Source organism: Agrobacterium sp. 10MFCol1.1, from assembly GCF_000381165.1.
Taxonomy (GTDB): Bacteria; Pseudomonadota; Alphaproteobacteria; order Rhizobiales; family Rhizobiaceae; genus Agrobacterium; species Agrobacterium tumefaciens.
The window spans coordinates 183,106-207,241 of sequence record NZ_KB906072.1 but is presented as its reverse complement, the minus strand read 5'-3'; the positions used below and the strand labels follow the sequence as shown (position 1 = coordinate 207,241).

Genomic DNA, 24,136 nt, shown 5'->3' with positions numbered 1-24,136 from the left:
CGTTTTTTATTGCCGTTATTTCAGGCGGAGCGGAGCGGCATGAAGTTCAACAAGCTCCGCGTCGTCGGTTTCAAATCCTTCGTTGAACCCTCGGAATTCATCATCGAGCCGGGTCTGACCGGTGTCGTCGGTCCCAATGGTTGCGGCAAGTCCAATCTGGTCGAAGCGCTTCGCTGGGTGATGGGCGAAAACTCCTATAAGAACATGCGCGCATCCGGCATGGATGACGTCATCTTCTCCGGTTCCGGCAATCGCCCGGCCCGCAACACCGCCGAGGTCGGCCTTTATCTCGACAATTCCGATCGCACCGCGCCCGCCGCCTTCAACGATGCCGATGAAATTCAGGTGACGCGCCGCATCGAGCGCGAAAACGGCTCGGTCTATCGCATCAACGGCAAGGAAGCGCGCGCCAAGGATGTGCAGCTTCTGTTTGCCGATGCCTCCACCGGCGCGCGTTCGCCCTCGATGGTGGGGCAGGGGCGTATCGGTGAACTCATCAATGCCAAGCCGCAGGCCCGCCGCCAGCTTCTGGAAGAGGCGGCCGGCATTTCCGGCCTGCATTCCCGCCGCCATGAAGCGGAGCTTCGCCTGCGCGCTGCCGAAACCAATCTGGAGCGGCTGGAGGATGTGACCGCCCAGCTTGAAAGCCAGATCGAAAGCCTGAAACGCCAGGCGCGGCAGGCCAACCGTTTCAAGATGCTGTCGGCGGATATCCGCGCCCGCGAGGCGACCCTGCTGCATATCCGCTGGGTAGAAGCCAAGGAAGCCGAAGGCGAAGCGGAAAGCGCGCTTAATCAGGCCACGAACATCGTTGCCGAAAAGGCGCAGGCGCAGATGGAGGCGGCCAAACAGCAGGGCATTGCCAGCCTGAAGCTGCCGGAATTGCGCGAGGATGAAGCGCGTGTCGCTGCCGCCCTGCAACGTGTGCAGATTGCCCGCACCCAGCTGGATGACGAGGCGAACCGCCTGCTGCGCCGCCGTGATGAGCTGGCGCGCCGTTTGTCGCAGCTTGGCGAAGACATCGTTCGCGAAGAACGGCTTGTCTCTGATAACGCCCAGATCCTTGCGCGGCTCGATGAGGAAGAAGCAGACCTTCTCGAAATCCTCGCTGATTCCGGCCGCCATGCCGAAGAGATGCGCGAAGCCTTTGAGGCAGCTGCCGCTAAACTGACTGAAAGCGAAACCGTTTTCACTGCCATCACCGCCGAGCGCGCCGAGGCCGCCGCCGGGCGCCAGCAGCTGGAACGGGCGATCCGCGAGCTTTCCGATCGTAAACTCCGGCTGGAACGCCAGTCGCAGGAGGCATCCTCCGAGATCGATGCCGTCGATGAAAAACTCTCCGGCCTTCCCGATCCTTCGGAGCGCCGCGAGGCGGTCGAGGCAGCCGAGATCGCGGTGGAAGATGCTCTGATCGTGGCAGAGGAAGCCGAAGCCGCCGTTGCCGAGGCGCGGTCCGCCGAAGCGCTGGCGCGCGGCCCGCTGGAAACGGCGAGAAACCGGCTGAACGCTCTGGATACGGAAGCGCGCACCATCACCAAAATCCTGGCGGCCAGTGCTGCCGCCAATGGCAGCTTCACGCCGGTGGCGGAAGAAATGACGGTGGAACGTGGTTTTGAGGCAGCGCTTGGTGCAGCCCTTGGCGACGACCTCGAAAGTGCCCTTGATCCCGCTGCTCCCGCCTATTGGGCCGGCAACGGCGATGGTGCGGGCGATCCTGCTTTGCCGCAGGGCGTCAAGCCGCTTTTGAACTATGCGCAGGCGCCGGACGCATTAAGGCGCGGTCTCGCCCAGATCGGCGTTGCAGCCGACACTGCGGAAGCCTTGCGCCTGATGCCGTCGCTGAAGGCCGGTCAGCGGCTGGTGACGCGCGAGGGCGCGCTGTTTCGCTGGGATGGCCACATCGCCAGCGCTGATGCGCCGGGAGCCGCCGCCCTTCGTCTGGCACAAAAGAACCGGCTTGCCGAAATCGAGACGGAACTGGAAGAGGCCCGTTTCAGTCTGGAGGAGGCCGAAGAACAGCTCTCCATCAGGACCGACGACATCAGAAGCGCCGAGTTGCGGCTTTCGGAAGTGCGCGACAGAAGCCGGCTGGTGACGCGTCATCTTGCCGAGGCACGAGAGGCGCTGACATCAGCCGAACGCGCCTCTGGCGATCTTCTGCGCCGCCGGGATATCGTCTCGGAAGCGCTGAATCAGATCGGCGCGCAGATCGACGAGATCGTCGTTCAGGAAGAAAACGCTCGCATCGAAATGGAAGATGCACCGGATCTTTCCGCCCTTGATCTGCGCCTGCGTGAAAGCCAGCTGGAAGTCGCCACTGACCGTGGCCTGCTGGCAGAAGCGCGCGCCCGCCACGAGGGGGTGAGCCGCGAGGCGGAAAGCCGCCAGCGCCGGCTTCAGGCAATCGCGCAGGAGCGGTCCACCTGGGCATCGCGGGCCGCCAGTGCCGCCGATCACATCGCCACCCTGCGCGAGCGTGAGGAAGAGGCGCGCGAGGAAATCGCCGAACTGGACATTGCGCCGGAAGAGTTCGACGAGAAACGCCGCAACCTCCTGACCGAGCTTCAGAAAACCGAAGACGCCCGCCGCTTGGCCGCGGACCGGCTGGCTGAGGCGGAAAACCTGCAACGCGCCGCCGACCGCGTTGCCACCACCGCCCTTTCCGAACTGGCAGAAGCCCGTGAAAAGCGCGGCCGCGCCGAAGAGCGGCTTGTTTCCGCCCGCGAGAAGCGGCAGGAAACCGAACATCGCATCCGCGAAACGCTGAATACCGAGCCGCATATGGCGTTGCGCCTGACCGGCCTTGGTCCCGACCAGCCGAAGCCCGATATTCGCGATGTCGAGCGCGATCTCGACCGGCTGAAGATAGAGCGTGAAAGACTGGGCGCCGTCAACCTGCGTGCCGAGGAAGAGCAGGCGGAGCTTTCCGCCAAGCTCGCGGCCCTCATCAAGGAACGCGACGATATCATCGACGCGGTGCGCAAGCTGCGCGCCGGTATCCAGAACCTCAACCGCGAAGGCCGTGAACGGTTGATTGCGGCCTTCGATGTGGTCAATTCGCAGTTCCAGCGGCTTTTCACCCATCTGTTTGGTGGCGGCACGGCGGAATTGCAGCTGATCGAATCCGACGATCCGCTGGAAGCCGGCCTGGAAATTCTCGCCCGTCCTCCGGGCAAGAAGCCACAGACCATGACGCTGCTTTCAGGCGGTGAACAGGCGCTGACGGCCATGGCGCTGATCTTTGCGGTCTTCCTCACCAATCCCGCACCGATCTGCGTGCTGGACGAGGTGGACGCGCCGCTCGACGACCATAATGTCGAGCGTTACTGCAATCTGATGGACGAAATGGTTGCCTCCACCGAAACGCGTTTCGTCATCATCACCCACAATCCCATCACCATGGCGCGCATGAACCGCCTCTTCGGCGTCACCATGGCCGAACAGGGCGTGTCGCAACTGGTTTCCGTGGATTTGCAGACTGCCGAGCAACTGCGCGAAGCCGTCTGAGTTTCCCGTTCCGGGTCTGCCCCTTAAGCCTTGTCCATCGCGAATTTATCTGGCCGCATCACCCATTCGGGTGGGCGACAATGCGCGGCATTTTGCTATGTCTTTTTGAAAGGAATTCGGGCTCTTTCCAGACCCCCCATCCGGTTTCCTGTACCGGATGGAAAGCCTTGCGAGGTCGCTGCCGTGGCCTCGCAAGGCTTTTTTTTGGTGTTGTGCCTCGCGTCCCTCGTTCCTGTACCAGTCACAGGAAACCAGCCGACTTGCCGCCCTCTTACACCGGCACCAACCGCAGCCGCGTGCCCCACGGATCAATCGCTTCCACAACCTTGTTTTCCATCTCCACCAGCACATACCCGGCCGCCCGCAGCCGCGTTTTCTGCGCTTCAAGGTCCGTGGGATTTTTGATGGCAAGAGAGAACCAGTCGAGGCCGGTTTCGGTGGCGTTGCGCTCTTTCGCCCCCCGGCTGTTCCATGTGTTGACGGCCAGATGGTGGTGATATCCGCCCGATGACAGGAAGGAGGCATCCGAACGGGCATCCTGCGTCGGTTTGAGACCAACGGATTCCTCGTAAAAGGCGCGTGCGGTGGCAATCTCGCCGACCCGCAGGTGGATATGCCCGATGCGCATGCCGGAAGGTGCGGCCTCGTAATCGCTCTTTTTGGTGTCGGTCAGCGTTACGAGATCATCGACATCGAGCGGTTCGGTCCCCATTTTAACCACGCTGCCGCTCCAGACCCATGTGTCCTTCGGCCGGTCGCTGTAAACCTCGATGCCGTTGCCTTCGGGATCGTTGAGATAGACCGCTTCACTGACATTATGGTCGGCAAAGCCCGTGAGCGGCACCTGCCTCAAGGCCGCATGTACCAGCCACCGCGCCAGATCCTTGCGGGTGGGCATCAGGTAGGCGATGTGGAACAGGCCGGCTGAGGTGGGGCTTTCATAATCCGCCGTTGGCTTGTGAACGAGATCAAGCAGGGGAACGTTGCCGGCGCCGAGCGTCACGCCCCGTGCGTTGCGCGCAACCTCATTCAACCCGAGCACGGAACGGTAATAATCGATCATCGGATCGAGATCGCGCACCCGAAGCGCCGCCTGACTGACATGCATCGGCGTGGTCAGCGCAAAGGGAAGGGCGGTGCCTGCACTTGCTGCGGGTGGGTCGCCTTCTGCTCTAAGAGCACCGGCAAGGGCGGTGGCGGCGCAAGAAATTCCGGCAAATTTCAACGTGTGGCGGCGAGTAAATTGCATGAATAATCTCTTTTTGGGCGATGTGGATGGCTTAGGGAACACTCCGTTTCTGCGCACTACACGAATGCGTCAGTAACGCTGTTATTTTGCTTTTGCGGCAATTCTGGCGCGCAATTCGCCGCAATTATGCTGCACTGCGATGTAAACTGGACGTTGTGGCGTTTCCAACATGCTGCCAATGCTGTAGATGATAGAAAAATGACAACGCTTCTGGGTGGAGAGCGTGGAATGAAAAAGTGGGTTTATACCTTCGGCAACGGTGCTGCCGAAGGCCGGGCAGGTGACGTTGCTATATTGGGCGGCAAGGGTGCAAACCTTGCCGAAATGGCAAGTCTCGGCCTTCCCGTTCCCCCCGGCCTCACCATCATAACCGATGCCTGCGCCCTTTATCACAAGAACGGCCGCGATCTCCCCGAAGAGCTGAAGCTGCAGGTCATGGCCGGCCTTCACGGCATGGAAGCCGTGACCGGCAAGACATTCGGCGGCAGCCAGACGCCGCTGCTGTTGTCGGTCCGATCAGGCGCGCGTGCCTCCATGCCGGGCATGATGGACACGGTGCTCAATCTCGGCCTCAACGACCGCACGGTGCAGGCGCTGGGCCACGATGCGGGCGACGCCCGTTTCGCCTGGGACAGCTATCGCCGCTTCATCCAGATGTATGCCGATGTCGTCATGGGTCTCGACCATGAGCTGTTCGAGGAAATTCTCGAAGACGAGAAAGGCCGGCTCGGCCATGAATACGATACCGATATGTCGGCGGTCGAGTGGCAGCATGTCGTTGCGCTTTACAAGCAACTGATCGAGGACGAGTTGGGAGAGGCTTTCCCGCAGGATTGCCATGTTCAGCTCTGGGGCGCGATCGGTGCAGTCTTTGCCAGCTGGACGAACCATCGCGCCGTGACCTACCGGCACCTGCACAATATTCCCGGCGATTGGGGCACGGCGGTCAACGTCCAGGCCATGGTCTTTGGTAATCTCGGCTCGTCATCGGCAACCGGCGTTGCCTTCACCCGCAATCCCTCCACCGGAGAGGCGGAGCTTTACGGTGAGTTCCTCGTCAATGCTCAAGGCGAAGACGTGGTTGCGGGCATCCGCACGCCGCAATCCATCACCGAGGCTGCGAGGCTGGCGTCGGGTTCCGACAAACCCTCCATGGAAAAGCTGATGCCGGAGGCTTTCGCCGAGTTCATGGTGATCTGCAAGCGGCTGGAGACCCACTATCGCGACATGCAGGATCTGGAATTTACCATCGAGCGCGGCAAGCTCTGGATGCTCCAGACCCGTTCCGGCAAGCGCACCACACGCGCCGCCATGAAGATCGCCGTCGATATGGTCGAGGATGGGCTGATTTCGCAGGAAGAAGCCGTCTGCCGCATCGAGCCGTCATCGCTCGACCAATTGCTGCACCCCACCATCGATCCCGGTATTTCCCGGCCCATCATCGGCTCCGGCCTGCCTGCCTCCCCGGGTGCGGCAACCGGCGAGATCGTCTTTACCTCGGAAGAAGCGGTCGCTGCGGAAGCTGAAGGCCGAAGCGTCATTCTGGTCCGCATCGAAACCAGTCCGGAAGATATTCACGGCATGCATGCCGCCGAGGGCATTCTGACCACGCGCGGCGGCATGACCAGCCACGCCGCCGTGGTAGCGCGCGGCATGGGCATTCCCTGCGTTACCGGTGCGGGTTCGATGCGCGTCGATATGCGCAACAAGGTGCTGATCGGCGTTGGCTGCATGCTGAAACGCGGCGATGTCATCACCATCGACGGCTCTTCCGGCCGGGTGATGAAAGGTGAAGTGCCGATGATGCAGCCTGAACTGTCAGGCGACTTCGGGAAGCTGATGCAATGGGCCGATAATCTGCGCCGTATGACAGTGCGCACCAATGCTGATACACCGGCCGATGCCCGCGCCGCGCGTGCCTTCGGTGCAGAAGGTATAGGTCTTTGCCGCACCGAGCATATGTTCTTTGAAGGCGACCGCATTCATGTGATGCGCGAGATGATTCTCGCCGAAAGCGAAAAGGGCAGGCGGGCAGCGCTTGACCGGCTTTTGCCGATGCAGCGTTCGGATTTCACCGAGCTTTTCCAGATCATGCACGGCCTGCCGGTGACGATCCGCCTGCTTGATCCGCCGCTGCACGAATTCCTGCCGAAGAGCGATGGCGAGATCGTAGAGGTTGCCGCCGCCATGGGCATGCCGCAGACCGTATTCCGCCAGCGGCTGGATGCGCTGCACGAATTCAACCCCATGCTCGGCCATCGCGGCTGCCGGCTTGCCATTTCCTATCCCGAAATTGCCGAAATGCAGGCGCGCGCCATTTTTGAGGCTGCGGTTGCGGCGGCGCGCATCACCGGTGCGCCTGTCGTGCCTGAGATCATGGTGCCGCTGGTCGGCCTCCGGTCCGAACTCGATTACGTCAAGGCCGTCATCGACACTGTGGCCGCCGAGGTGGCGGAAGAGACCGGCATGACGCTCGAATATCTGACCGGCACCATGATCGAGTTGCCGCGTGCGGCGCTGCGCGCGCATGTGATTGCGGAAGCTGCGGAGTTCTTCTCCTTCGGCACCAACGATCTGACGCAGACGACCTTCGGCATTTCCCGTGACGACGCGGCACGTTTCATCAATACCTATCAGCGCAAGGGTATTATTGAACGCGATCCGTTCATCTCGCTCGATTTCGACGGTGTGGGAGAGCTGATCCGCATTGCCGCCGAGCGCGGCCGCCAGACGCGTCCGGAGCTGAAACTCGGCATCTGCGGCGAACATGGCGGCGACCCGGCCTCGATCCATTTCTGCGAGGATGCGGATCTCGACTACGTGTCCTGCTCGCCCTTCCGCGTGCCCATCGCGCGTCTTGCCGCCGCGCAGGCGACACTTGCCGCAAGGGCAAGGCAGGGTGAAACCGCCAGCAATGTCGCCTTCATTCCGGTCAGGGGTTTGGTTGGACGATGATCCGCCGCTCCACCACCACCGGACGATAGAACATGTCGCGGTTCATCTGCGCCTGCCAGGCGCGGTTGTCGGCGCGACGATCCATTTCCAGATCGAGAAGGCAACCCGCCATGGGGTCGGTGCCGGGGCGGAAACCATAACCCCGGCATGTCGCCTCATCCCGCGCCCGGCGCTCTTCCGGCGTCAGCGTCTGGCAGGCGGTGAGCGCCAGTAGAGCGGCGAGCGAACCTAAGACGATGGAAACGCGCATTTTGTTTCTCCCTAGAACATGACAGCCGGGCGGCACTTTTATTGCCGCGATTGATACGCCTGATTCATGATCGGGAAAAGCGGGTGAAGACTGGAAAGTTGCATCGTCTATTGCCTGATGCCGCAATCTTCTTTTCACGCCAGGGATGTCCGCGGCCGCCACCCGTTCTTGTTTTGCATTATTACTCTGAGCAGCCGTCCAGTATCGTGCCCCTGCTATCTTCAAGCGAGGCGTTGCTGCCTTTCGTGCGCAAAGTGTAGCTATAGTTCGGGTCGATTGCGTTATAAACCGCTCCGGACGCCGATATTGTTTCCGCCATAGGTATCATTTCTTCCATCTGCTGCAGGATCGCGAAGCTTTTTCCATCGGCGCCGCTGACGTAAACTACACGTAGGACTTCGTTGTTGGCGCACGAATAGGATACGGAATCAACAGTTGTTCCCGCTGCTGCGGTCAAATTAGGGAATGCAATGAAGGAGAAAATACTCAGGAGAATTATAAACGATTTTTTCATATTTTTCTCGGTGCAATTTTGTTTCCCATAATTATATTAGGATAATTGCAGTTAAAATTGATGATTCGCAAATTTATACTTCAATATTTTTGGGATTATTGTCAATTTGGGCGTCGCTAAAGTGATAGCGACGCCCATCATTGAGATATGAAGGTACCACCCCGGCGGCACCACTTTCAGTCGTTCTTTGTTCAGGCAGGAACCGCGTCGCGGTCATCGAGTGCCTCGATGTCCTTGGCGTTGTTATAGACTGCCTCGTCCAGAATGCCTTCACGTTTGGCGACGATGGTGGGCACCAGCGCCTGACCGGCGACGTTGACGGCCGTGCGGCCCATGTCGAGGATCGGGTCGATGGCGAGCAGCAGGCCAACACCTTCGAGCGGGAGACCGAGCGTGGAGAGCGTCAGCGTCAGCATCACCACGGCACCCGTCAGGCCCGCCGTTGCGGCCGAGCCAAGCACCGAGACGAACACGATCAGCACATAGTCCTGAATGCCGAGCGGCACCTGGAAGAACTGGGCGATGAAGATCGCCGAAATCGCCGGATAGATGGCGGCGCAGCCGTCCATCTTGGTGGTGGCGCCGAGCGGCACGGCGAAGGCGGCATATTCGCGCGGCACGCCGAGGCTTTTTTCCGTCACGGTTTCGGTGACGGGCAGGGTGCCGATAGAGGAGCGCGACACGAAGGCGAGCTGGATTGCTGGCCATGCGCCTGCAAAGAAGCGTGATGGCTTCAGGCCATGGGCGAGAAGCAGCGCCGGATAGACCACGAAGAGAACCAGCGCCAGACCGATATAAACGGCCGCCGCATACCAGCCAAGCTGCGAAAGCGTCGTCCAGCCATATTGGTCAACGGCGCGACCGAGCAGGCCGATGGTGCCAATGGGCGTGAGGCGGATGACCCACCACAGGATCTTGCGCACGATGGCAAGCAGCGACTGGTTGAAGGCAAGGAACGGCTCCGCCGCCTTGCCCGCTTTCAGCGCCGCGACACCAAAGGCAATCGACACCACGAGCAGCTGCAACACGTTGAAGTTCAGCGAGGTGCTGGCGGAACCGTTATTGACCTTGGTCGAGGCCTCGAGGCCGAACACGTTGGCAGGGACGAGACCCTTCAGGAAGTCGAGCCAGGAACCGGTGGAGGAGGGTGCTGCCGCTGCGGTATTGGCAATCGCGGTGTTCACGCCCGGCTGAATGACGAGGCCAAGGACGATGCCAATGACCACGGCGATCAGCGCCGTGATGGCGAACCACAGAAGCGTCTGCCAGACGAGCTTTGCCGCATTGGAGAGGTTCTTGAGATTGGCGATGGAGGCGACGATGGCCGTGAAAATCAGCGGCGGCACCAGCGCGCGCAACAGCTGCACGAAAATGCTGCCGATGGTCTGCAACGTCACGGAAAGCCAGTTCGGGCTGCCGGCGGCATCAGGACCGATATTGCGCGCAACGAGCCCGAGCAGCAGGCCGATGACCATGGCGATCAGAACCTGAAAGCCGAAGTTGCGATAAAAGGGTTTTGACCCGGATGAGCGGGCTGGCGTCGTTGCCTGTGACATGGCTTGTCTCTTTTTTATGCAAGAAAACGAGGATAATGCACTTTTTACACGCATTCTCGAAGGAAGGGACGAAGAATACGCCGATTTCCTCAGCAAATAAGGGATGAGCTTGCGTATTTGTTGCACTGCCGATGCATTATTCTCTTAAAGGGAGATAATGCGGAAAAATATTCCGCTCTATCGTGGACGTGGCCTTTCACGCGCTCAAAACGATGTCGGAGGCTTGAAGAGCGTTTGCGTTTGCTGAGGCCGTTGCGTTCCCACTCCGTCACCCCGGACCAGATCCGGGGTCCATTGCGATCAAGTCCTTGATCGTGGGAGGCTTCTTTCACCATGCAGACGCACCGTGGCTGGATGCCGGATCAAGTCCGGCGCGACAAAGGCGGGTTTACGCACTTTACCCGCAGATCAGACCCGTCCTTGTTTTCCTAACCGCAAATCCGGTCTATGACATCATATGCAGGTGATTCCCTTGCCAGATTTCGGGTGCAACGCTTTTACGCCAATGCGATCTAACGGATATCCGCTTCCATGACTGTGCGTTTCGTCCGGCCTTTTTCAGTTGCAGCCTATCTTTCCCGCTATCTCGGTATGGCGGCGCTGGCGCTTTTTCTTGTCGCCGCCGGCATCCACCGTTTCGGACCGTTGACGACGCCCGATCTCGTCGGCCTGCTGATGATAGCCGCTGGAATCGCTTTGGTGGCGATGCTTCTGGCGTTGGTTGGTCTTGAACGGCTATGGACCACGGGTGCGCGCGGCGGCCTTTCTGCGCTTGCCGCGCTGCTGTTGTCGGCGTTGCCGCTCGGCGTCGTCGGTTACGGCGCATTTCTGTACTGGCAGCAGCCAAAGATTTACGACATCTCCACCGATCTTGCCGATGCGCCGGAATGGCTGGTGCCGCCCGTTGCCAATCAGCAATGGCTGGCAAGACCGGCCACTGTTGCAAAAGCGGACCGGGACGCGCAGGCCGTGGCCTATGCAAGCCTTGCCGGACGCCGTTATGAAGGTGCGATAGACCGCATCTACACCGCCGCCAAAAAAATGGCCGCCGCCCAGAGCATCCGCATCACCCATACCAAAGGCGTCATCGGCACGGTGGAGCCGCCCTCCGTCGGCGTTCCCGAACAGGACAAGTCGCAGCCCACCGAGGAAGCGCCGGTAGAGGACCTCCCCTCCATCGTGCCGGTTCCCATGGCACGGCCGGTCGAGGCACCGCAGCCCACCTTCTTTAACGGCAGCGGCGTGGTGCTGATGCAGGGCGAAAAGCGCACGCGCATCTGGGGCCTGCGTTTCGACATCCTCATCCGCCTGAAAGAGGAGGCGGAAACCACGATCGTCGATGTGCGCGTTGCCTCCCGTTACGGCCCGCACGATCTCGGCATGGGTGCAGCAATCGCAGAAGCCTATCTCGATGCGCTGGACGCGGAAATGCAGGGCCTGAACGACAATTGAGGCTTAGTTTCCTTCTTCGTCATTCCGGCTCAATGCCGGAACGACGGGGAAAATGCGACGGTGGTTGAAATGTTTGAACCGGATATGATGACGCCGATATGAGCGTTGCGCCCAGACGCCTGCCTCACGCCGGAAAATATTCCCCCAGCAACGAAGGCGCACCCTCGGTCCGCACCTCGCCCTTTTCGATCAGGTCTTCGATATGGGCCAGTACGGAAAGTGCCGCAGCCCCGTGCAGGCGTTTGTCGGTGCTGGCATAGATCACCTTCACCATATCGGCGATCCGCCGGTCGCCTTCCCGGATGCGCTTCAGAACCGCCCGTTCCCGCATGCGGCGGTGGGCGCGAAGCCCGCGCATGAAGGCTGCGGGATCGTTGACCGGGCCGCCATGGCCGGGCAGGAACAGCCGGTCGTCGCGGGCGAGCAGGCGCTCCAGCGAGGCCATGTAATCGCTCATCGACCCATCAGGCGGTGCGACGATGGTGGTGGCCCAGGCCATGACGTGATCGGCGGAAAAGACGATGCCGCTGCCTTCCAGTGCGAAAGCGGCGTGGTTGGCGGTGTGCCCCGGCGTGTGCAGCGCCGTCAGCGCCCAGCCGTCGCCGGAAAGGCTCTGCCCGTCGCCAAGTGCCACATCCGGCACGAAAGCCGTATCGGAACTTTCGGCAAAGGGATTGGTCTCACCCACATGCAGTGGCCGGGCGGCGCGGTGCGGGCCTTCCGCAACCGTGATAGCGCCGGTCGCCTGCCGCAGCCGCTGCGCAAGCGGCGAGTGATCGCGATGGGTGTGGCTGACGAAGATATGGGTGACCTCGCGTCCATCAAGCGCCGCCATCAGCGCCTGAAAATGCCCCTCATCCTCCGGGCCGGGATCGATGACGGCAACGGACCGGTCGCCGACGATATAGGAGTTGGTGCCATGGAAGGTAAACGCGGAAGGATTGTTGACGGTGATGCGCTGGATGAGCGGGGCAACGGGAACCGCCTCGCCATAGGCCGGCCTGAAATCGAGATCGAATGCCGGGTCCGCCATCAAGGCCTCCTGAAATATGCCATGCCACGCAGAGCCGCAGCCTCAGCCGCGCAATCGCCAAGCCCTAACATGCCATGTCAGGCACGGCATCCAAAAAGCTTGGATTTTGTGAAAAAATAAGCCGTCAGGTCATTGCCGCGTCGGGCAGGCTTTGCTAATCAGGCCCGGTTCAGGCAGCGGCGTTTCGCCCAAGCTGCCCTGTTGGGGCGTCGCCAAGCGGTAAGGCACCGGTTTTTGGTACCGGCATTCCCAGGTTCGAATCCTGGCGCCCCAGCCATCACTTCCAAAATCAGAACAGCGTGCACAGGTGCCGGCGTGCATCTATCAGCAGTACCATTTCGCTGCGATCCCGGATGTTGTAACGCGCGAAAATCTGTCCTCCGTCATCATCAGCCTTGACCCGAGGATCCACAAGCCGTTGAAATCCATGGATCCTCGCGAAGAGGCCAGGATGACGCGTGTGTGTTAAAGGCCTGCTTAAACAGAAACGCCGCGCATCCAAAGACACGCGGCGTCCAAACTTAAAATCGCGGCTAAGCCTTAAAGCGCGATATCCGGAACCTTCTTCACCGGCGCGCCAGCAGGTGCCGCTCCCGCGCCCTTCAGCACGCCAAGATCGATCTGCGGCGGGGTCGGCAATTGCAGGTGCTCGGCCGTATAGGCCCATTCCTGCTGCACTTTTTCCGGGTCGTCATTGAGCTTGGTGCCGTAGCTCGGAACGATCTGGCGGATCTTGGCCTGCCATTCCGGTGTTGCCACCTTGTCCTTGAAGACCTTTTCCAGAACGCTCAGCATGATCGGTGCGGCCGTGGAGGCGCCAGGGGAGGCGCCGAGCAGACCGGCGACGCTGCCATCCTGCGCGGCAACGATTTCCGTGCCGAGCCTGAGTACACCGCCCTTTTCCTCGTCGCGCTTGATGATCTGCACGCGCTGGCCCGCCTGCCACAGGCGCCATTCGCCCTGCTTCGCGTTCGGGAAATATTCCTTCAACGCGGCAAATCGGTCGTCGTCCGACATCATCAGCTGGCCGGCGAGATATTCCACCAGCGGATATTCATCGATGCCGACGCGCACCATCGGCCAGGCATTGCTTGTCGTGACGGAGGAGACGAGATCGAAATAGGAGCCTTCCTTCAGGAACTTGGTGGAGAAGGTGGCGAATGGTCCAAACAGGATGACGCGCTTGCCACCAAGCACGCGGGTATCCAGGTGTGGAACCGACATGGGCGGCGAGCCGACCGAGGCCTTGCCGTAGGCCTTGGCCAGATGCTGCATCGTCACGTCAGGATTGTCGTTGATCAGGAACGAGCCACCAACCGGGAAACCGGCGTAATTGTCGCCTTCCGGAATACCAGACATCTGCAACAGATGCAGCGCACCGCCGCCGGCGCCGATGAACACGAATTTCGCATCCACGGTCTGCTCAGCATCGGTCTTCAGGTTGCTATAGGTCACGCGCCAGCTGCCATCGGCATTGCGCTGGATATCGGAAACCTCGCTGTTGACTTGCAGGTCGAAATTTCGGTCGCTTTGCAGATGCGAAACGAACTGGCGGGTGATCTCGCCGAATTCCATGTCGGTGCCGAGCGGCGACCAGGTCGCGCCGATCTTCTGGGAAGGATCGCGGCCTTCCATCATCAGCGGCACCCATTTCTTAAGCTGCTCGGGGTCGCTGGAATATTCCATGCCGGCAAAAAGCGGGCTTGCCTTCAGCGCCTCGTAGCGCTTTTCGAGATAGGCGATGTTTTCATCGCCCCAGACGAAACTCATATGCGGCGTGTGGTTGATGAAGGAGCGCGGGTTCTTCAAAACGCCGTTACGCACCTGCCATGCCCAGAACTGCCGGGAAATCTGGAAGGATTCGTTGATGTTGACGGCTTGGCTGATCTTGATGTTGCCGTTGTCGTCTTCCGGCGTGTAGTTCAGCTCGGCAAGCGCGGAATGGCCGGTGCCGGCATTGTTCCAGCCGTTGGAGCTTTCAAGCGCCACGCCGTCCAGCCGCTCGAGCATCTGCATCGACCAGGTTGGTTCTAGTTCACGCAGCCACACGCCGAGCGTCGCGCTCATGATGCCGCCACCGATCAGAAGCACGTCGACCTTCTTGGTAGCCGTATTGGCGAGAAGCGAGGATGTCGGCAGCGCTGTCGCTGCAAGCCCTGCGAGCGCAGTGCCGAGAACCTGTCTGCGGTTCATTGGAAGCGCATGGGAGGGAAGCGCGTCTGAGGAAAGATCAGTGAGCTGGGATTTGTCTTGATCGATGGGAGTCACGGCCATACCTGATTCTTGTTTTGTGTTAAAAACACTCCTCCCAGCCGCCCCGTTACAGCAAAGCCGAAACCGGCACAACCCTGACCTATTCACTCCAGTTCAAGCGCTTTTGCGGGGATTTTGCCGGGACATAAGGTCGCATTGGCAGTTTTTGCCATTTTGCGGATTGTCATTTTTGTGGTTGCGAGGATTAGACGGTGCTTTCAAACGGTTGAAAGTGTCTCAAGCGCGAATATCGCGAAAACGCCGTCAATTCGGCGTTTGCCGCGCTTGGCGGATCAGGTTGCGCTGATCCGTGTGAAAAAAATTCAGGAAAAATGACAATAATCGCAAAAAAGTGAAAAGGCCCGCCGGTTAGGGCAGGCCTTGGCTCGTTTCGTCTGCTGGACGAAAACTCAGTTTGCGGCGAGGAATTCCGCGCAATAGCTCGGGCCGTTGACGCCGGGGCGGTCGGAAACCGTGCGTACCGAAGTGATCGTGTAGTCGCTGGAGACGGTGAGCTGAACCGTGCAGGAGAGCGAGGCGGTGCGGGCGGGCGAAATCTGGCGACCCTTCTTGCCGTCCTTGCCTTCTTCGAACTTGGCCGGAATGGTGGCCTTTTTGTAACCGCCGCGCCAGTTATAGATGGTCGAGCTGCCGGTTTCCGTGTCGCTCAGCGGCGGGCCGAATTTTGCAAAGAAAATACCTGCGGACTGACCGACCCACCGCGTTTCAACGGGGCTCTTCTGGGTGAAGGAAGGGGCAGAGCCCGTCGATGTCGTGCAGGCGGAGAGCGCAATGGCGAGCCCTGCGAGCGTTACGCTGCGAAATAGCATGGTGAAATGTCCTTTGTGCCGTGTCCGGCTTCCCGCCGGTCATTACGTTCCCCTAGCAGATTTGGCGGCGACGGGCAGGGGAGCTGTGCCGCTTGACGAAAATTTCCTGCCACAATTGCTTTTTTGTAACGTTTTCCCACACGCCGCCCGGTGCGGCAGGCACTTGGCTGCCGCCCTTGGCAGCGCGTTGAAAACTTGTCACAAAAAATGCAATATGCCGCTTGTCGAATGCTGGAGGCTGGTCTATAGAAGCGCCGCTGGTCACGGAGTGTAGCGCAGTCTGGTAGCGCACGTCGTTCGGGACGACGGGGTCGGAGGTTCGAATCCTCTCACTCCGACCAGCTTAAGCCCAATATTTCCCGGGGCTTTCAAATGATCCCAACACTTCTGAAGATCCTTGGATCAAGGCATCGTACGGAGACCTGACCGTTTAAAACCGGACGGGTAAACGCATTCGGCGTCCGCGGCTGCAAATCACGACTTTGGTGATTGCACGGAAGGTCAATTTCTCCTCCTCGCCAACGGGAGAATGAGCAAAACGCAAACAAGAGCCGTCGGCCAGAAGTCGGTTAAACCATCCCAGGACCAATTCCAGAAGTAATAACCTTCCAGATGGGGAGGAGGCATTTCTACGGACACCTCGTAGTCCCGCTTTTCCCGGCCATGAAAATGACCGGCGGCGAAGGCCAGCCCGATTATCCACGCGATCCGCCAGCTAACGAGCAGGCGAAACAGAACGGCGACAACCGCCGCCATGATGACGGCCTCTAGAATGTGCCCCGCCCAATCCCAATGGTCTTGAATGTAGGTCCAGTCGATCATCGGTAGCGGTAATCACCGCGCCAGTCGCGACGATCACGCCAATCCCTCCGGTCGCGCCAGTCACGACGGTCATAGTCACGGTAGTGGCGATCGCGTTCATAGGTGCGGTAGTACACGCCTGTCGTATAATATCCGCCGCTACGGTAGCCCCGATCATCGACACAGCCGCTTAGGATGCCCACCGAAACCAGGCAGATCGCTGCAGTCAGAATTTTCATAATCTTCATCTCCCAATGACGGACACTAACGTGCGCTGAACCACGCAGTTCCATTGCTGAGAGAGTGAGGTGTCGGTCATTAACCGGGCCTGAACACGGCGCCATGACGCTGGCCATCTTCTGGGCTCTGCCAAGCGTCGAAAACTTGATGCGTTTGACGTTATCGACTGCGATGAACCCGTCGTCAGCGCAGTCGCAGGGAACGCAACCACGCCTCAACCGTTATCCCACCACAACAACGATGGAGGATAACATGCTAAAAGGTATTGCACTGTGGGCGATGGGTGTTCCGATTTTTGTGATCATCCTGCTTTACATGTTCGTGTTTTAAACGAGGCCTGATCCAAAGGCTTTCAAACAAAAAGGCGACCGCTTGGGCGGTCGCCTTTTTGTTGTGTGCGCGTGTCTGTCAGTCCAGATCGCTGATCAGCCGTGAGGCTGTCGCGCCATCCGTGCGGCGGATGTCGATCTCGTCGCGGTGCTTGGCCAGCAGTTCGCTTGCCAGAAGCTTCTCGGCCAGATGGGCGGGCAGGGAGAGAATGACGCGGTCACCCTGTTCTTCCGTTGCGCCAACGCTGCGTTTGCCGGCAATCATGCCACCCGCCACCGTGTTGTTGGTGTCGGGGTCGATCAGGATGAAGGAGCCGGTTGCCCGGTTCTGCTCATAGGCATCGAAGATCGCCGTCTCGTCGAAGGAGAGCCGCACCTTGCCGATGGCGTTCATCGGCAGCGATGTCTCGTGCGCCTGCCATTCGCCTTCTTTCAGGTTGAGCTGGCTGACTGGCTGCACGCTGACGCGCTGGCGGCGGCTGCCGCTTTTCAGCCAGTAACGTTTGCCAGCCTCGATGCCACCCGGCTGCAACGCCACGATCTGCGCGTCGAAGGCAAGCCCTGTCTGCGGTTGTGCCTCGATGGACACGATCATGTCGCCGCGCGAGACGTCCACCTGACGGTCGAGAACGAGCGTGACCGCGTCACCAGCAACGGCGGCGTTACGCACCAGATCGAAAGTGACGATCTGCTTGACATTCGCGACCATGCCCGACGGCAGCACGACAACGCTATCGCCCGGCTTGACCGAGCCGCCGGCAACCGTGCCCTGATAACCGCGGAAACTTTCGCCGGGGCGCGACACGCGCTGTACAGGGAAGCGGAAACCACCCGATTGCGCCGAGCGCACCGTGGCAAGCTCCAGCGTTTCGACCAGCGTCGGGCCTTCATACCAGGGCATGGAGGCCTTGCCTGATAGCACGACGTTTTCGCCCTTCAGCGCCGACATTGGAATGGCTGTGATCTGCTTGATGCCGAGGTCGGAGGCGAAATCGCGGAATTCGTGGGCGATCAGCTCAAAACCTGCCTTGTCGTAATTCGTCAGGTCGATCTTGTTGATGGCCAGCACGAATTGCCGGATGCCCATCAGCGCCGCGATGGTGGCGTGTCGGCGTGTCTGTTCCAGAATACCGGTGCGCGCGTCGACCAAAAGCACGGCGAGATCGGCCGTGGAAGCGCCGGTCGCCATGTTGCGGGTATACTGCTCATGGCCGGGCGTGTCGGCCACGATGAAGGCGCGCCGGTCGGTCGAGAAATAGCGATAAGCGACATCGATGGTGATGCCCTGTTCGCGCTCTGCCTGCAACCCGTCGAGCAGCAGCGCGAAATCGGGCAGGCCGAGATCGTTCTGCTTGCCGCTATCGCGGTGCAGGGTGGCGGCCTGATCTTCCTTGACGGCCTTGGTGTCCCACAGGAGACGGCCGATCAGGGTCGATTTGCCATCATCCACGCTGCCGCAGGTGATGAGACGAAGCGGGCGCGTATCACGCGTCGCCTTCGAATGTTCGGCAAAGGGCAGAATGGTGGCCGTGGAGGCGGTGTTGGTAGCAGCGGCGGTCATCAGAAATAGCCCTCGCGCTTCTTCTTCTCCATCGAGCCGGACTGGTCTCGATCGATGGCGCGGCCCTGCCGCTCGGAAACGGTGGCGATTTCCAGCTCGGCGATGACCTCCTGAAGCGTCGCCGCCTCGGAGTGGATCGCGCCGGTCAGCGGGAAGCAGCCGAGCGTGCGGAAGCGGATCGAGCCGTGCTGGATCTCTTCGCCGGGCAGCAGCTCCAGCCGCTCGTCTTCGGCAAGGATCATCATGCCGTCACGCTCGATATAGGGGCGTTCGGCAGCATAATAGAGCGGCACCAGCGGAATATTTTCCGCCTCGATGTAACGCCAGATATCGACTTCGGTCCAGTTGGAGAGCGGGAAGGCGCGCACGCTTTCGCCCTTGCGGACCATGCCGTTATAGATGTTCCACAGCTCAGGGCGCTGGTTGCGCGGGTCCCATTTGTGGTCCGGCGTGCGGAAGGAATAGATGCGCTCCTTGGCGCGGCTTGCTTCCTCGTCGCGGCGCGCACCGCCGAAGGCGGCATCGAACTGACCGGCGTCCAGCGCCTGGCGCAGCGCTTCCGTCTTCATGATGTCGGTGTAGAGCGCCGAACCGTGGGTGAAGGGCGTCACGTTTTCGCTCGCGCCGCGCGGGTTTGTATAGGAGATGAGATCGAGGTCATATTCCTTGACGATCTTGTCGCGGAATTCGATCATTTCCTTGAATTTCCAGCCCGTATTGACGTGCAGCAGCGGGAAGGGCACGCGGCCTGGGAAGAATGCCTTGCGCGCCAAATGCAGCAGCACGGATGAATCCTTGCCGATGGAATAGAGCATCACGGGATTGTCGAATTCGGCGGCGACTTCACGGAAGATATGAATGGCTTCGTTTTCAAGCGCCTTCAGATGCGGATCGAGCGGCGGCTTGGATGCGACAGTATTCTTGCTGTCCGTCTCGTGGACTGCGTTGGACATTTTAAACTCCGGAACTGGTCTGAATGATTATCGTTGTGGGATGGCGGAAATGGCGGATGTCTGGTCCGCACCGGCGACGTGAAGACCGCATTCGCGCTTCTCGTCGTTTTCCCACCACCATCGTCCGGCGCGCTCAGGCTCGCCGGGCTTGATAGCGCGTGTACACGGCTCGCAGCCGATGGAGGGGTAACCACGCGCATGCAACGGATTGACGGGAATGTTTTCAGAAGCGACATAGGCCTTGATCTGGTCGATGTCCCAGTCCGCCAAGGCATTGACCTTGATCAGATTACGCTCAGCGTCGAACTCGGCAAAAGGTGTGGTCGCACGATTGCCCGACTGGCCGCGGCGGAGCCCGGTGATCCAGAAGGTGGCACCTTCCAGCGCCTTGCCGAGCGGGATCAGCTTTCTGACATGACAGCAGGCGTGACGGGCCTCGATGCTTTCGTAAAAACCGTTGAGGCCGTATTTTTCGGCATAGGCGTCGATATCGTCCTGTTCGGGCCGGAAGCGACGGATGTCGATGCCGAAGCGCTCCTCGGTTTCCTCGATGAGATCGACGGTTTCCTTGAAGAGCCGGCCGGTTTCCAGCGTCACGACGTCGATCGGCAACCGGTGGGTGCCGATGGCCGCCGTGATGACCTGGTCCTCGATGCCGAGGCTGGTGGTGAAGACGGCACGGCCGCCAAGACCGGCGATAAAGGAAAGTCGTCCCGCAAGATCGAGCCCGGCAAGCGTGGCGTCGAGGGATGCGGTATCGGCAGAGGCATTTGCTGAATTGATCGTCATTGTCACGTCCGGGATTTCCATGGCCGATTATTGTTGAAATCGGGCCTCTGGAACAGAAATGACAGTCTTTGTGCGCTGCACTTCAGAGCAAAAATGCCTCACGCGCACGATCTATGAGCAAAAGATGCCCGTTCACCTTCTTTGCAGCTTGGATTTGAATTGTGACAACTTCTGCGCTAAGCCGGAATTGCCGGGTATCCGGGCTTGTGTTCTACTGGTTTCACGATGATTTCGCAGAAGGCAAAATATGCGCTGAGGGCGCTTCTTTCGCTGGCAAAGGCCGACGGCGGCTGTCCTGTGCAAATTTCCGATATTGCCCGCGAACAGGCCATTCCGAAAAAATTCCTTGAACAGATCCTTCTCGAAATGAAGAAGGAACGCATCGTCGAAAGCAGGCGCGGCAAGCAGGGCGGTTATTTGCTGGCGCGCCCGGCTGCCGATATCACCTTCGGCGAGGTGCTGCGCCTCATCGACGGGCCGCTGGCTCCCTTGCCCTGCCTGTCGCAGACCGCCTATCGCCGGTGCGAGGATTGCGATGGCGAAAAGCAGTGCGAGATACGCCACGTCTTCGCCCGCGTGGCCGATGCCACCCGCAATATCCTTTTCAACACCACCGTTGCGGATGCCGTTTCAGGTGTGGAAGTGCCCGAACTTTTGACGGCCTGACGAAAAAATCGTCTAAAACCCCTGAATATTTTTCGCCGTAACGCTAAAAAATCGTCAAAAATGTGAAACGGTTTTGCATTCAGCAAAGTTTTACACGACGCTTGTTGCGCCTTTCGCCTATGCTGCGCTGTATTTGTTGCCCGTGGAAACGCTCTCGGGAAACACTTTTTCGATCGTATTCGGCCTCATTGACCAACTCTACCGGTCCAGTAGAGTTAAGCCATCTTCATCAGGAGGGAATACCGATGTCCAAGCTTCTGTCCGGTTTGAGCGTTTTCGCTCTCGGTCTATCGCTGGCTCTGGGAGGTGTCGGCTCGGCTGCCGCGCAGACCAAGCTGCTTAACGTGTCCTATGATCCGACCCGCGAACTCTACAAGGATTTCAACGAAGCCTTCGCCAAGAAGTGGAAGGCCGATACCGGTGAGGATGTCACGATCCAGCAGTCGCATGGCGGCTCCGGCAAGCAGGCTCGCTCGGTCATCGACGGTCTGGAAGCCGATGTGGTGACGCTGGCGCTGCAGAGCGATATCGATGCCATCGTCCAGAATTCCGGCAAGATCAACAAGGACTGGCGCGGCCGCCTGCCGCATAATTCCTCGCCCTACACCTCCACCATCGTGTTCCTCGTCCGCAAGGGCAACCCGAAGGGCATCCATAACTGGGGCGATCTGGTAAAGGGCGACGTGCAGATCGTTACCCCGAACCCCAAGACCTCTGGTGGCGCACGCTGGAATTACCTTGCCGCCTGGGCGTGGGCGAATGAAGAGTTCAAGGGCGATCAGGACAAGATCAAGGCCTATGTCGGCGAACTCTACAAGCGCGCTCCGGTGCTCGATACCGGTGCCCGCGGCTCCACGGTCACATTTGCGCAGCGCCAGATCGGCGACGTGCTGCTGGCCTGGGAAAACGAAGCCTATCTGGCCGGTCAGGAATTCGGCGCGGATGCCTTCGACATTATCGTGCCGCCGATCTCGATCCTCGCCGAGCCGCCGGTCGCCGTGGTTGACGCGAACGTCGACGCCAAGGGCACCCGCAAGGCGGCGGAAGCCTATCTGCAATATCTCTATTCCGACGAAGGTCAGAACATTGCGGCGAAGCACTTCTATCGTCCTTCGAACCCCGCAGTTGTCTCCAAGGATCTGCTGAAGCAGCTGCCCGACATCAAGCTCGTCACCATCGACGATCCGCAGTTTGGCGGTTGGGCCAAGGCGCAGCCTGAACATTTCGGTGACGGCGGCATCTTCGACCAGATTTACAAGCCCGCCAAGTAAGCGGATGATGGGCTGAAGACAAATCCGCCCACCCCGCTTAAGGGAACTTGAAAAACGACAAATCGATCGACCGGACACCGTGCCGGTCGATCCTTTATAACGAGGCCGGGGAACACCGGCTCCCAGAGAGCATTTCCAGGAAAAGTGGACCCCGGTTTTCTGTCCGGAAATGTGCCAAACTAAAGATTATCCGGAGCGTTGATGAGCAATAATACATCCGGAAACAGGTGGAAGTGGCGTCAATCGAGCGTGATACCAGGCTTCGGCCTGACGTTCGGTTACACGGTCGCCTATCTGTTTCTCATCATTCTTATTCCGCTCGGCGGCCTCATCTGGTCCACGGCGAAACTTGGTTTTGCAGATTTTATTGCGATCGCTGTCGATAGCCGTACACTGAATGCGCTGCGCGTCAGTTTCGGCACCGCCTTCATCGCCGCACTGGTGAACGCTGTTTTTGGCGTCATCGTCGCCTGGGTTCTCACGCGGTATCGTTTTCCCGGCCGGCGTTTCGTTGATGCCATCGTGGATCTGCCCTTTGCCCTGCCGACGGCGGTTGCCGGCATCGCGCTCACCACGCTTTATGCCAATCGCGGCTGGGTTGGCTCGCTATTCGAACCCTTCGGCATCAAGATCGCGTTTACGCCGACCGGTATCGTCATCGCGCTGATCTTCATCGGCCTGCCATTCGTGGTCCGCACCGTGCAGCCGGTCATGGAAGAAATAGACCGGCAGGTGGAGGAGGTGGCGGCAACGCTCGGCGCCAACCGTTTCCAGACCATCAGCCGGGTGCTGCTGCCAAGCCTCACGCCCGCCATCCTGACGGGCTTCGCACTCGCCTTCGCGCGCGGTATCGGAGAGTACGGCTCGGTCATCTTCATCGCCGGCAATATTCCCTACGTCTCGGAAATCGCACCGCTCCTCATCGTCATCCGGCTGGAGGAGTTCAATTATGCGGGCGCGACGGCCATCGCTACCATCATGCTGATCATTTCCTTCGCCATGCTGTTCCTCATCAATCTCATTCAGGCCTGGAGCCGCAAGAGGTACGGTTATGTCTGATGCTTCCCGCACCTCGTCCCGACCGTTCCGCGATCCCGCCAGCGAGAGCCTGCCTGCCCGGCTGGTGCTGATTGCCATTGCTTTCCTGTTCCTTGCGGCTTTCCTCGTGCTGCCGCTGGTATCGGTGTTCTTCGAGGCATTTCGCAAAGGCGCCGATGCCTTCTGGGAAGCGATCGTCGAGCCGGATGCTCTCTCTGCCATCCGTCTGACACTGCTTGTCGCTGCCATTTCGGTGCCGCTCAACCTTATCTTCGGTGTCGCTGCCGCCTGGGCGATTGCGAAATTCGAGTTCAAGGGCAAGGCATTCCTGATAACGCTGATCGACCTGCCGTTCTCGATCTCGCCGGTCATATCGGGTCTGGTCTATGTCATCTTGTTCTCTTCGCACAGCGTGCTCGGGCCATGGCTGAAGAGTTATGGCATCGAAATCCTCTTTGCTGTTCCGGGCATCGTGCTTGCCACCATCTTCGTCACCTTTCCCTTCGTCGCGCGTGAACTGATCCCGCTGATGCAGGAGCAGGGCAATGGCGATGAGGAGGCGGCGATCTCGCTTGGCGCAACCGGCTGGCAGACCTTCTGGTATGTCACACTGCCGAATATCAAATGGGGACTGCTCTACGGGGTGCTGCTCTGCAATGCCCGCGCCATGGGCGAGTTCGGCGCCGTCTCTGTCGTATCAGGCCATATTCGCGGCGAGACCAACACCATGCCGCTGCATGTCGAGATACTCTATAATGAGTACAATATCGGCGCGGCCTTCGCGGTGGCGACGCTGCTGGCTGCTCTGGCGCTCGTGACGCTCGTTCTCAAAACCATTCTCGAAATACGCTTTGGCGCGGGCAACGCAGCCGGTAAGCATTGAAAGGCA

General features: G+C 59.8%; 20 protein-coding genes and 2 tRNA genes. 10 read left to right on the top strand and 12 right to left on the bottom strand.

What is annotated here, in order from left to right:
- Nucleotides 1–39 precede the first annotated feature (39 nt).
- Entirely contained in the window at nucleotides 40–3,507 is a 3,468-nt protein-coding gene (locus F617_RS0101120; RefSeq protein WP_019564170.1) for a chromosome segregation SMC family protein, read from the top strand.
- A 271-nt stretch (nucleotides 3,508–3,778) separates the two neighbouring features.
- On the opposite strand, the gene F617_RS0101115 is transcribed toward F617_RS0101120, so the two are convergent.
- Nucleotides 3,779–4,756 carry a VOC family protein gene (locus tag F617_RS0101115; RefSeq protein WP_019564169.1) on the bottom strand — a complete coding sequence of 326 codons (978 nt, stop codon included), beginning with the start codon at nucleotides 4,754–4,756 and terminating at the stop codon, nucleotides 3,779–3,781.
- 228 nt (nucleotides 4,757–4,984) lie between these two features.
- Between F617_RS0101115 and ppdK the strand changes: the two genes are divergently transcribed.
- Nucleotides 4,985–7,711, top strand: a complete 2,727-nt coding sequence (gene ppdK, locus F617_RS0101110; protein WP_019564168.1) for a pyruvate, phosphate dikinase — start codon at nucleotides 4,985–4,987, stop codon at nucleotides 7,709–7,711.
- On the opposite strand, the gene F617_RS0101105 is transcribed toward ppdK, so the two are convergent.
- From F617_RS0101105 to F617_RS0101095, 3 genes are all read right to left on the bottom strand, one after another.
- Nucleotides 7,689–7,961 (bottom strand): hypothetical protein, encoded by a 273-nt coding sequence (locus F617_RS0101105; RefSeq protein WP_003511845.1) that lies wholly within the window; start codon nucleotides 7,959–7,961, stop codon nucleotides 7,689–7,691. The two genes, ppdK and F617_RS0101105, sit on opposite strands and share 23 nt — an antisense overlap.
- A gap of 181 nt (nucleotides 7,962–8,142) precedes the next feature.
- Nucleotides 8,143–8,475, bottom strand: a complete 333-nt coding sequence (locus F617_RS26815; protein WP_019564167.1) for an MliC family protein — start codon at nucleotides 8,473–8,475, stop codon at nucleotides 8,143–8,145.
- 191 nt (nucleotides 8,476–8,666) lie between these two features.
- Nucleotides 8,667–10,031 (bottom strand): dicarboxylate/amino acid:cation symporter, encoded by a 1,365-nt coding sequence (locus tag F617_RS0101095; protein WP_019564166.1) that lies wholly within the window; start codon nucleotides 10,029–10,031, stop codon nucleotides 8,667–8,669.
- A 531-nt stretch (nucleotides 10,032–10,562) separates the two neighbouring features.
- Between F617_RS0101095 and F617_RS0101085 the strand changes: the two genes are divergently transcribed.
- Nucleotides 10,563–11,483: a DUF1499 domain-containing protein gene (locus F617_RS0101085; protein ID WP_013635638.1), complete on the top strand. Its 921-nt coding sequence runs from the start codon at nucleotides 10,563–10,565 to the stop codon at nucleotides 11,481–11,483.
- Nucleotides 11,484–11,607: 124 nt separating this feature from the next.
- Here F617_RS0101085 and F617_RS0101080 read toward each other — a convergent pair whose 3' ends face one another.
- Nucleotides 11,608–12,516, bottom strand: a complete 909-nt coding sequence (locus tag F617_RS0101080) for an MBL fold metallo-hydrolase (RefSeq protein ID WP_019564164.1) — start codon at nucleotides 12,514–12,516, stop codon at nucleotides 11,608–11,610.
- A 202-nt stretch (nucleotides 12,517–12,718) separates the two neighbouring features.
- Between F617_RS0101080 and F617_RS0101075 the strand changes: the two genes are divergently transcribed.
- Nucleotides 12,719–12,793: transfer RNA gene (locus F617_RS0101075), tRNA-Gln, on the top strand.
- A 263-nt stretch (nucleotides 12,794–13,056) separates the two neighbouring features.
- On the opposite strand, the gene mqo is transcribed toward F617_RS0101075, so the two are convergent.
- On the bottom strand, nucleotides 13,057–14,790 hold the full coding sequence (mqo, locus tag F617_RS0101070) for a malate dehydrogenase (quinone) (protein WP_019564163.1): 1,734 nt from the start codon (nucleotides 14,788–14,790) through the stop codon (nucleotides 13,057–13,059).
- A 389-nt stretch (nucleotides 14,791–15,179) separates the two neighbouring features.
- Nucleotides 15,180–15,599 carry a hypothetical protein gene (locus tag F617_RS0101065; protein WP_003511854.1) on the bottom strand — a complete coding sequence of 140 codons (420 nt, stop codon included), beginning with the start codon at nucleotides 15,597–15,599 and terminating at the stop codon, nucleotides 15,180–15,182.
- Between the two features lie 264 nt (nucleotides 15,600–15,863).
- Between F617_RS0101065 and F617_RS0101055 the strand changes: the two genes are divergently transcribed.
- A tRNA-Pro gene (locus F617_RS0101055) sits at nucleotides 15,864–15,940 on the top strand.
- Nucleotides 15,941–16,100: 160 nt separating this feature from the next.
- On the opposite strand, the gene F617_RS0101050 is transcribed toward F617_RS0101055, so the two are convergent.
- Both F617_RS0101050 and F617_RS0101045 read right to left on the bottom strand, forming a co-directional pair.
- Nucleotides 16,101–16,421, bottom strand: coding sequence for a hypothetical protein (locus tag F617_RS0101050; protein WP_019564162.1), 321 nt, complete (start codon nucleotides 16,419–16,421; stop codon nucleotides 16,101–16,103).
- Nucleotides 16,418–16,639: a hypothetical protein gene (locus tag F617_RS0101045; RefSeq protein ID WP_003511857.1), complete on the bottom strand. Its 222-nt coding sequence runs from the start codon at nucleotides 16,637–16,639 to the stop codon at nucleotides 16,418–16,420. Before F617_RS0101045 ends, F617_RS0101050 begins: the two co-directional genes overlap by 4 nt.
- Before the next feature lie 103 nt (nucleotides 16,640–16,742).
- On the opposite strand from F617_RS0101045, the gene F617_RS27625 reads away from it, so the two are divergent.
- Nucleotides 16,743–16,970, top strand: coding sequence for a hypothetical protein (locus F617_RS27625; RefSeq protein ID WP_019564161.1), 228 nt, complete (start codon nucleotides 16,743–16,745; stop codon nucleotides 16,968–16,970).
- A 78-nt stretch (nucleotides 16,971–17,048) separates the two neighbouring features.
- On the opposite strand, the gene cysN is transcribed toward F617_RS27625, so the two are convergent.
- From cysN to F617_RS0101025, 3 genes are read right to left on the bottom strand one after another with little or no spacing between them, the layout of a single operon-like run.
- Nucleotides 17,049–18,530, bottom strand: a complete 1,482-nt coding sequence (gene cysN / locus F617_RS0101035; RefSeq protein WP_003511861.1) for a sulfate adenylyltransferase subunit CysN — start codon at nucleotides 18,528–18,530, stop codon at nucleotides 17,049–17,051.
- Nucleotides 18,530–19,483, bottom strand: a complete 954-nt coding sequence (gene cysD, locus F617_RS0101030; RefSeq protein WP_003511863.1) for a sulfate adenylyltransferase subunit CysD — start codon at nucleotides 19,481–19,483, stop codon at nucleotides 18,530–18,532. The genes cysN and cysD overlap by 1 nt, the downstream gene beginning before the upstream one ends.
- Nucleotides 19,484–19,510: 27 nt before the next feature.
- Entirely contained in the window at nucleotides 19,511–20,293 is a 783-nt protein-coding gene (locus F617_RS0101025; protein WP_013635643.1) for a phosphoadenylyl-sulfate reductase, read from the bottom strand.
- Nucleotides 20,294–20,497: 204 nt separating this feature from the next.
- Here F617_RS0101025 and F617_RS0101020 point away from each other — a divergent pair, with 204 nt between their 5' ends.
- From F617_RS0101020 to cysW, 4 genes are all read left to right on the top strand, one after another.
- On the top strand, nucleotides 20,498–20,938 hold the full coding sequence (locus tag F617_RS0101020) for an Rrf2 family transcriptional regulator (protein WP_003511868.1): 441 nt from the start codon (nucleotides 20,498–20,500) through the stop codon (nucleotides 20,936–20,938).
- 245 nt (nucleotides 20,939–21,183) lie between these two features.
- Nucleotides 21,184–22,209 carry a sulfate ABC transporter substrate-binding protein gene (locus F617_RS0101015; RefSeq protein ID WP_003511869.1) on the top strand — a complete coding sequence of 342 codons (1,026 nt, stop codon included), beginning with the start codon at nucleotides 21,184–21,186 and terminating at the stop codon, nucleotides 22,207–22,209.
- A gap of 201 nt (nucleotides 22,210–22,410) precedes the next feature.
- Complete coding sequence (gene cysT, locus F617_RS0101010) at nucleotides 22,411–23,268, top strand: sulfate ABC transporter permease subunit CysT (protein ID WP_013635645.1); 858 nt, start codon at nucleotides 22,411–22,413, stop codon at nucleotides 23,266–23,268.
- Nucleotides 23,261–24,130 (top strand): sulfate ABC transporter permease subunit CysW, encoded by an 870-nt coding sequence (cysW, locus tag F617_RS0101005; RefSeq protein WP_019564160.1) that lies wholly within the window; start codon nucleotides 23,261–23,263, stop codon nucleotides 24,128–24,130. Before cysT ends, cysW begins: the two co-directional genes overlap by 8 nt.
- The last annotated feature ends 6 nt before the right edge of the window (nucleotides 24,131–24,136 follow it).

What these genes read in the sequence shown, in the direction of transcription:
- F617_RS0101045 (WP_003511857.1), bottom strand. Translation starts at nt 16,639, where the DNA reads ATGAAAATTCTGACTGCAGCGATCTGCCTGGTTTCGGTGGGCATCCTA.
- mqo (WP_019564163.1), bottom strand. Translation starts at nt 14,790, where the DNA reads ATGGCCGTGACTCCCATCGATCAAGACAAATCCCAGCTCACTGATCTT.
- F617_RS0101020 (WP_003511868.1), top strand. Translation starts at nt 20,498, where the DNA reads ATGATTTCGCAGAAGGCAAAATATGCGCTGAGGGCGCTTCTTTCGCTG.
- F617_RS0101015 (WP_003511869.1), top strand. Translation starts at nt 21,184, where the DNA reads ATGTCCAAGCTTCTGTCCGGTTTGAGCGTTTTCGCTCTCGGTCTATCG.
- cysN (WP_003511861.1), bottom strand. Translation starts at nt 18,530, where the DNA reads ATGACCGCCGCTGCTACCAACACCGCCTCCACGGCCACCATTCTGCCC.
- ppdK (WP_019564168.1), top strand. Translation starts at nt 4,985, where the DNA reads ATGAAAAAGTGGGTTTATACCTTCGGCAACGGTGCTGCCGAAGGCCGG.
- F617_RS0101095 (WP_019564166.1), bottom strand. Translation starts at nt 10,031, where the DNA reads ATGTCACAGGCAACGACGCCAGCCCGCTCATCCGGGTCAAAACCCTTT.
- F617_RS0101085 (WP_013635638.1), top strand. Translation starts at nt 10,563, where the DNA reads ATGACTGTGCGTTTCGTCCGGCCTTTTTCAGTTGCAGCCTATCTTTCC.
- F617_RS0101050 (WP_019564162.1), bottom strand. Translation starts at nt 16,421, where the DNA reads ATGATCGACTGGACCTACATTCAAGACCATTGGGATTGGGCGGGGCAC.
- F617_RS0101065 (WP_003511854.1), bottom strand. Translation starts at nt 15,599, where the DNA reads ATGCTATTTCGCAGCGTAACGCTCGCAGGGCTCGCCATTGCGCTCTCC.
- F617_RS0101115 (WP_019564169.1), bottom strand. Translation starts at nt 4,756, where the DNA reads ATGCAATTTACTCGCCGCCACACGTTGAAATTTGCCGGAATTTCTTGC.
- F617_RS0101025 (WP_013635643.1), bottom strand. Translation starts at nt 20,293, where the DNA reads ATGGAAATCCCGGACGTGACAATGACGATCAATTCAGCAAATGCCTCT.
- F617_RS0101105 (WP_003511845.1), bottom strand. Translation starts at nt 7,961, where the DNA reads ATGCGCGTTTCCATCGTCTTAGGTTCGCTCGCCGCTCTACTGGCGCTC.
- F617_RS0101120 (WP_019564170.1), top strand. Translation starts at nt 40, where the DNA reads ATGAAGTTCAACAAGCTCCGCGTCGTCGGTTTCAAATCCTTCGTTGAA.
- F617_RS27625 (WP_019564161.1), top strand. Translation starts at nt 16,743, where the DNA reads ATGACGCTGGCCATCTTCTGGGCTCTGCCAAGCGTCGAAAACTTGATG.
- cysT (WP_013635645.1), top strand. Translation starts at nt 22,411, where the DNA reads ATGAGCAATAATACATCCGGAAACAGGTGGAAGTGGCGTCAATCGAGC.
- cysW (WP_019564160.1), top strand. Translation starts at nt 23,261, where the DNA reads ATGTCTGATGCTTCCCGCACCTCGTCCCGACCGTTCCGCGATCCCGCC.
- cysD (WP_003511863.1), bottom strand. Translation starts at nt 19,483, where the DNA reads ATGTCCAACGCAGTCCACGAGACGGACAGCAAGAATACTGTCGCATCC.
- F617_RS0101080 (WP_019564164.1), bottom strand. Translation starts at nt 12,516, where the DNA reads ATGGCGGACCCGGCATTCGATCTCGATTTCAGGCCGGCCTATGGCGAG.
- F617_RS26815 (WP_019564167.1), bottom strand. Translation starts at nt 8,475, where the DNA reads ATGAAAAAATCGTTTATAATTCTCCTGAGTATTTTCTCCTTCATTGCA.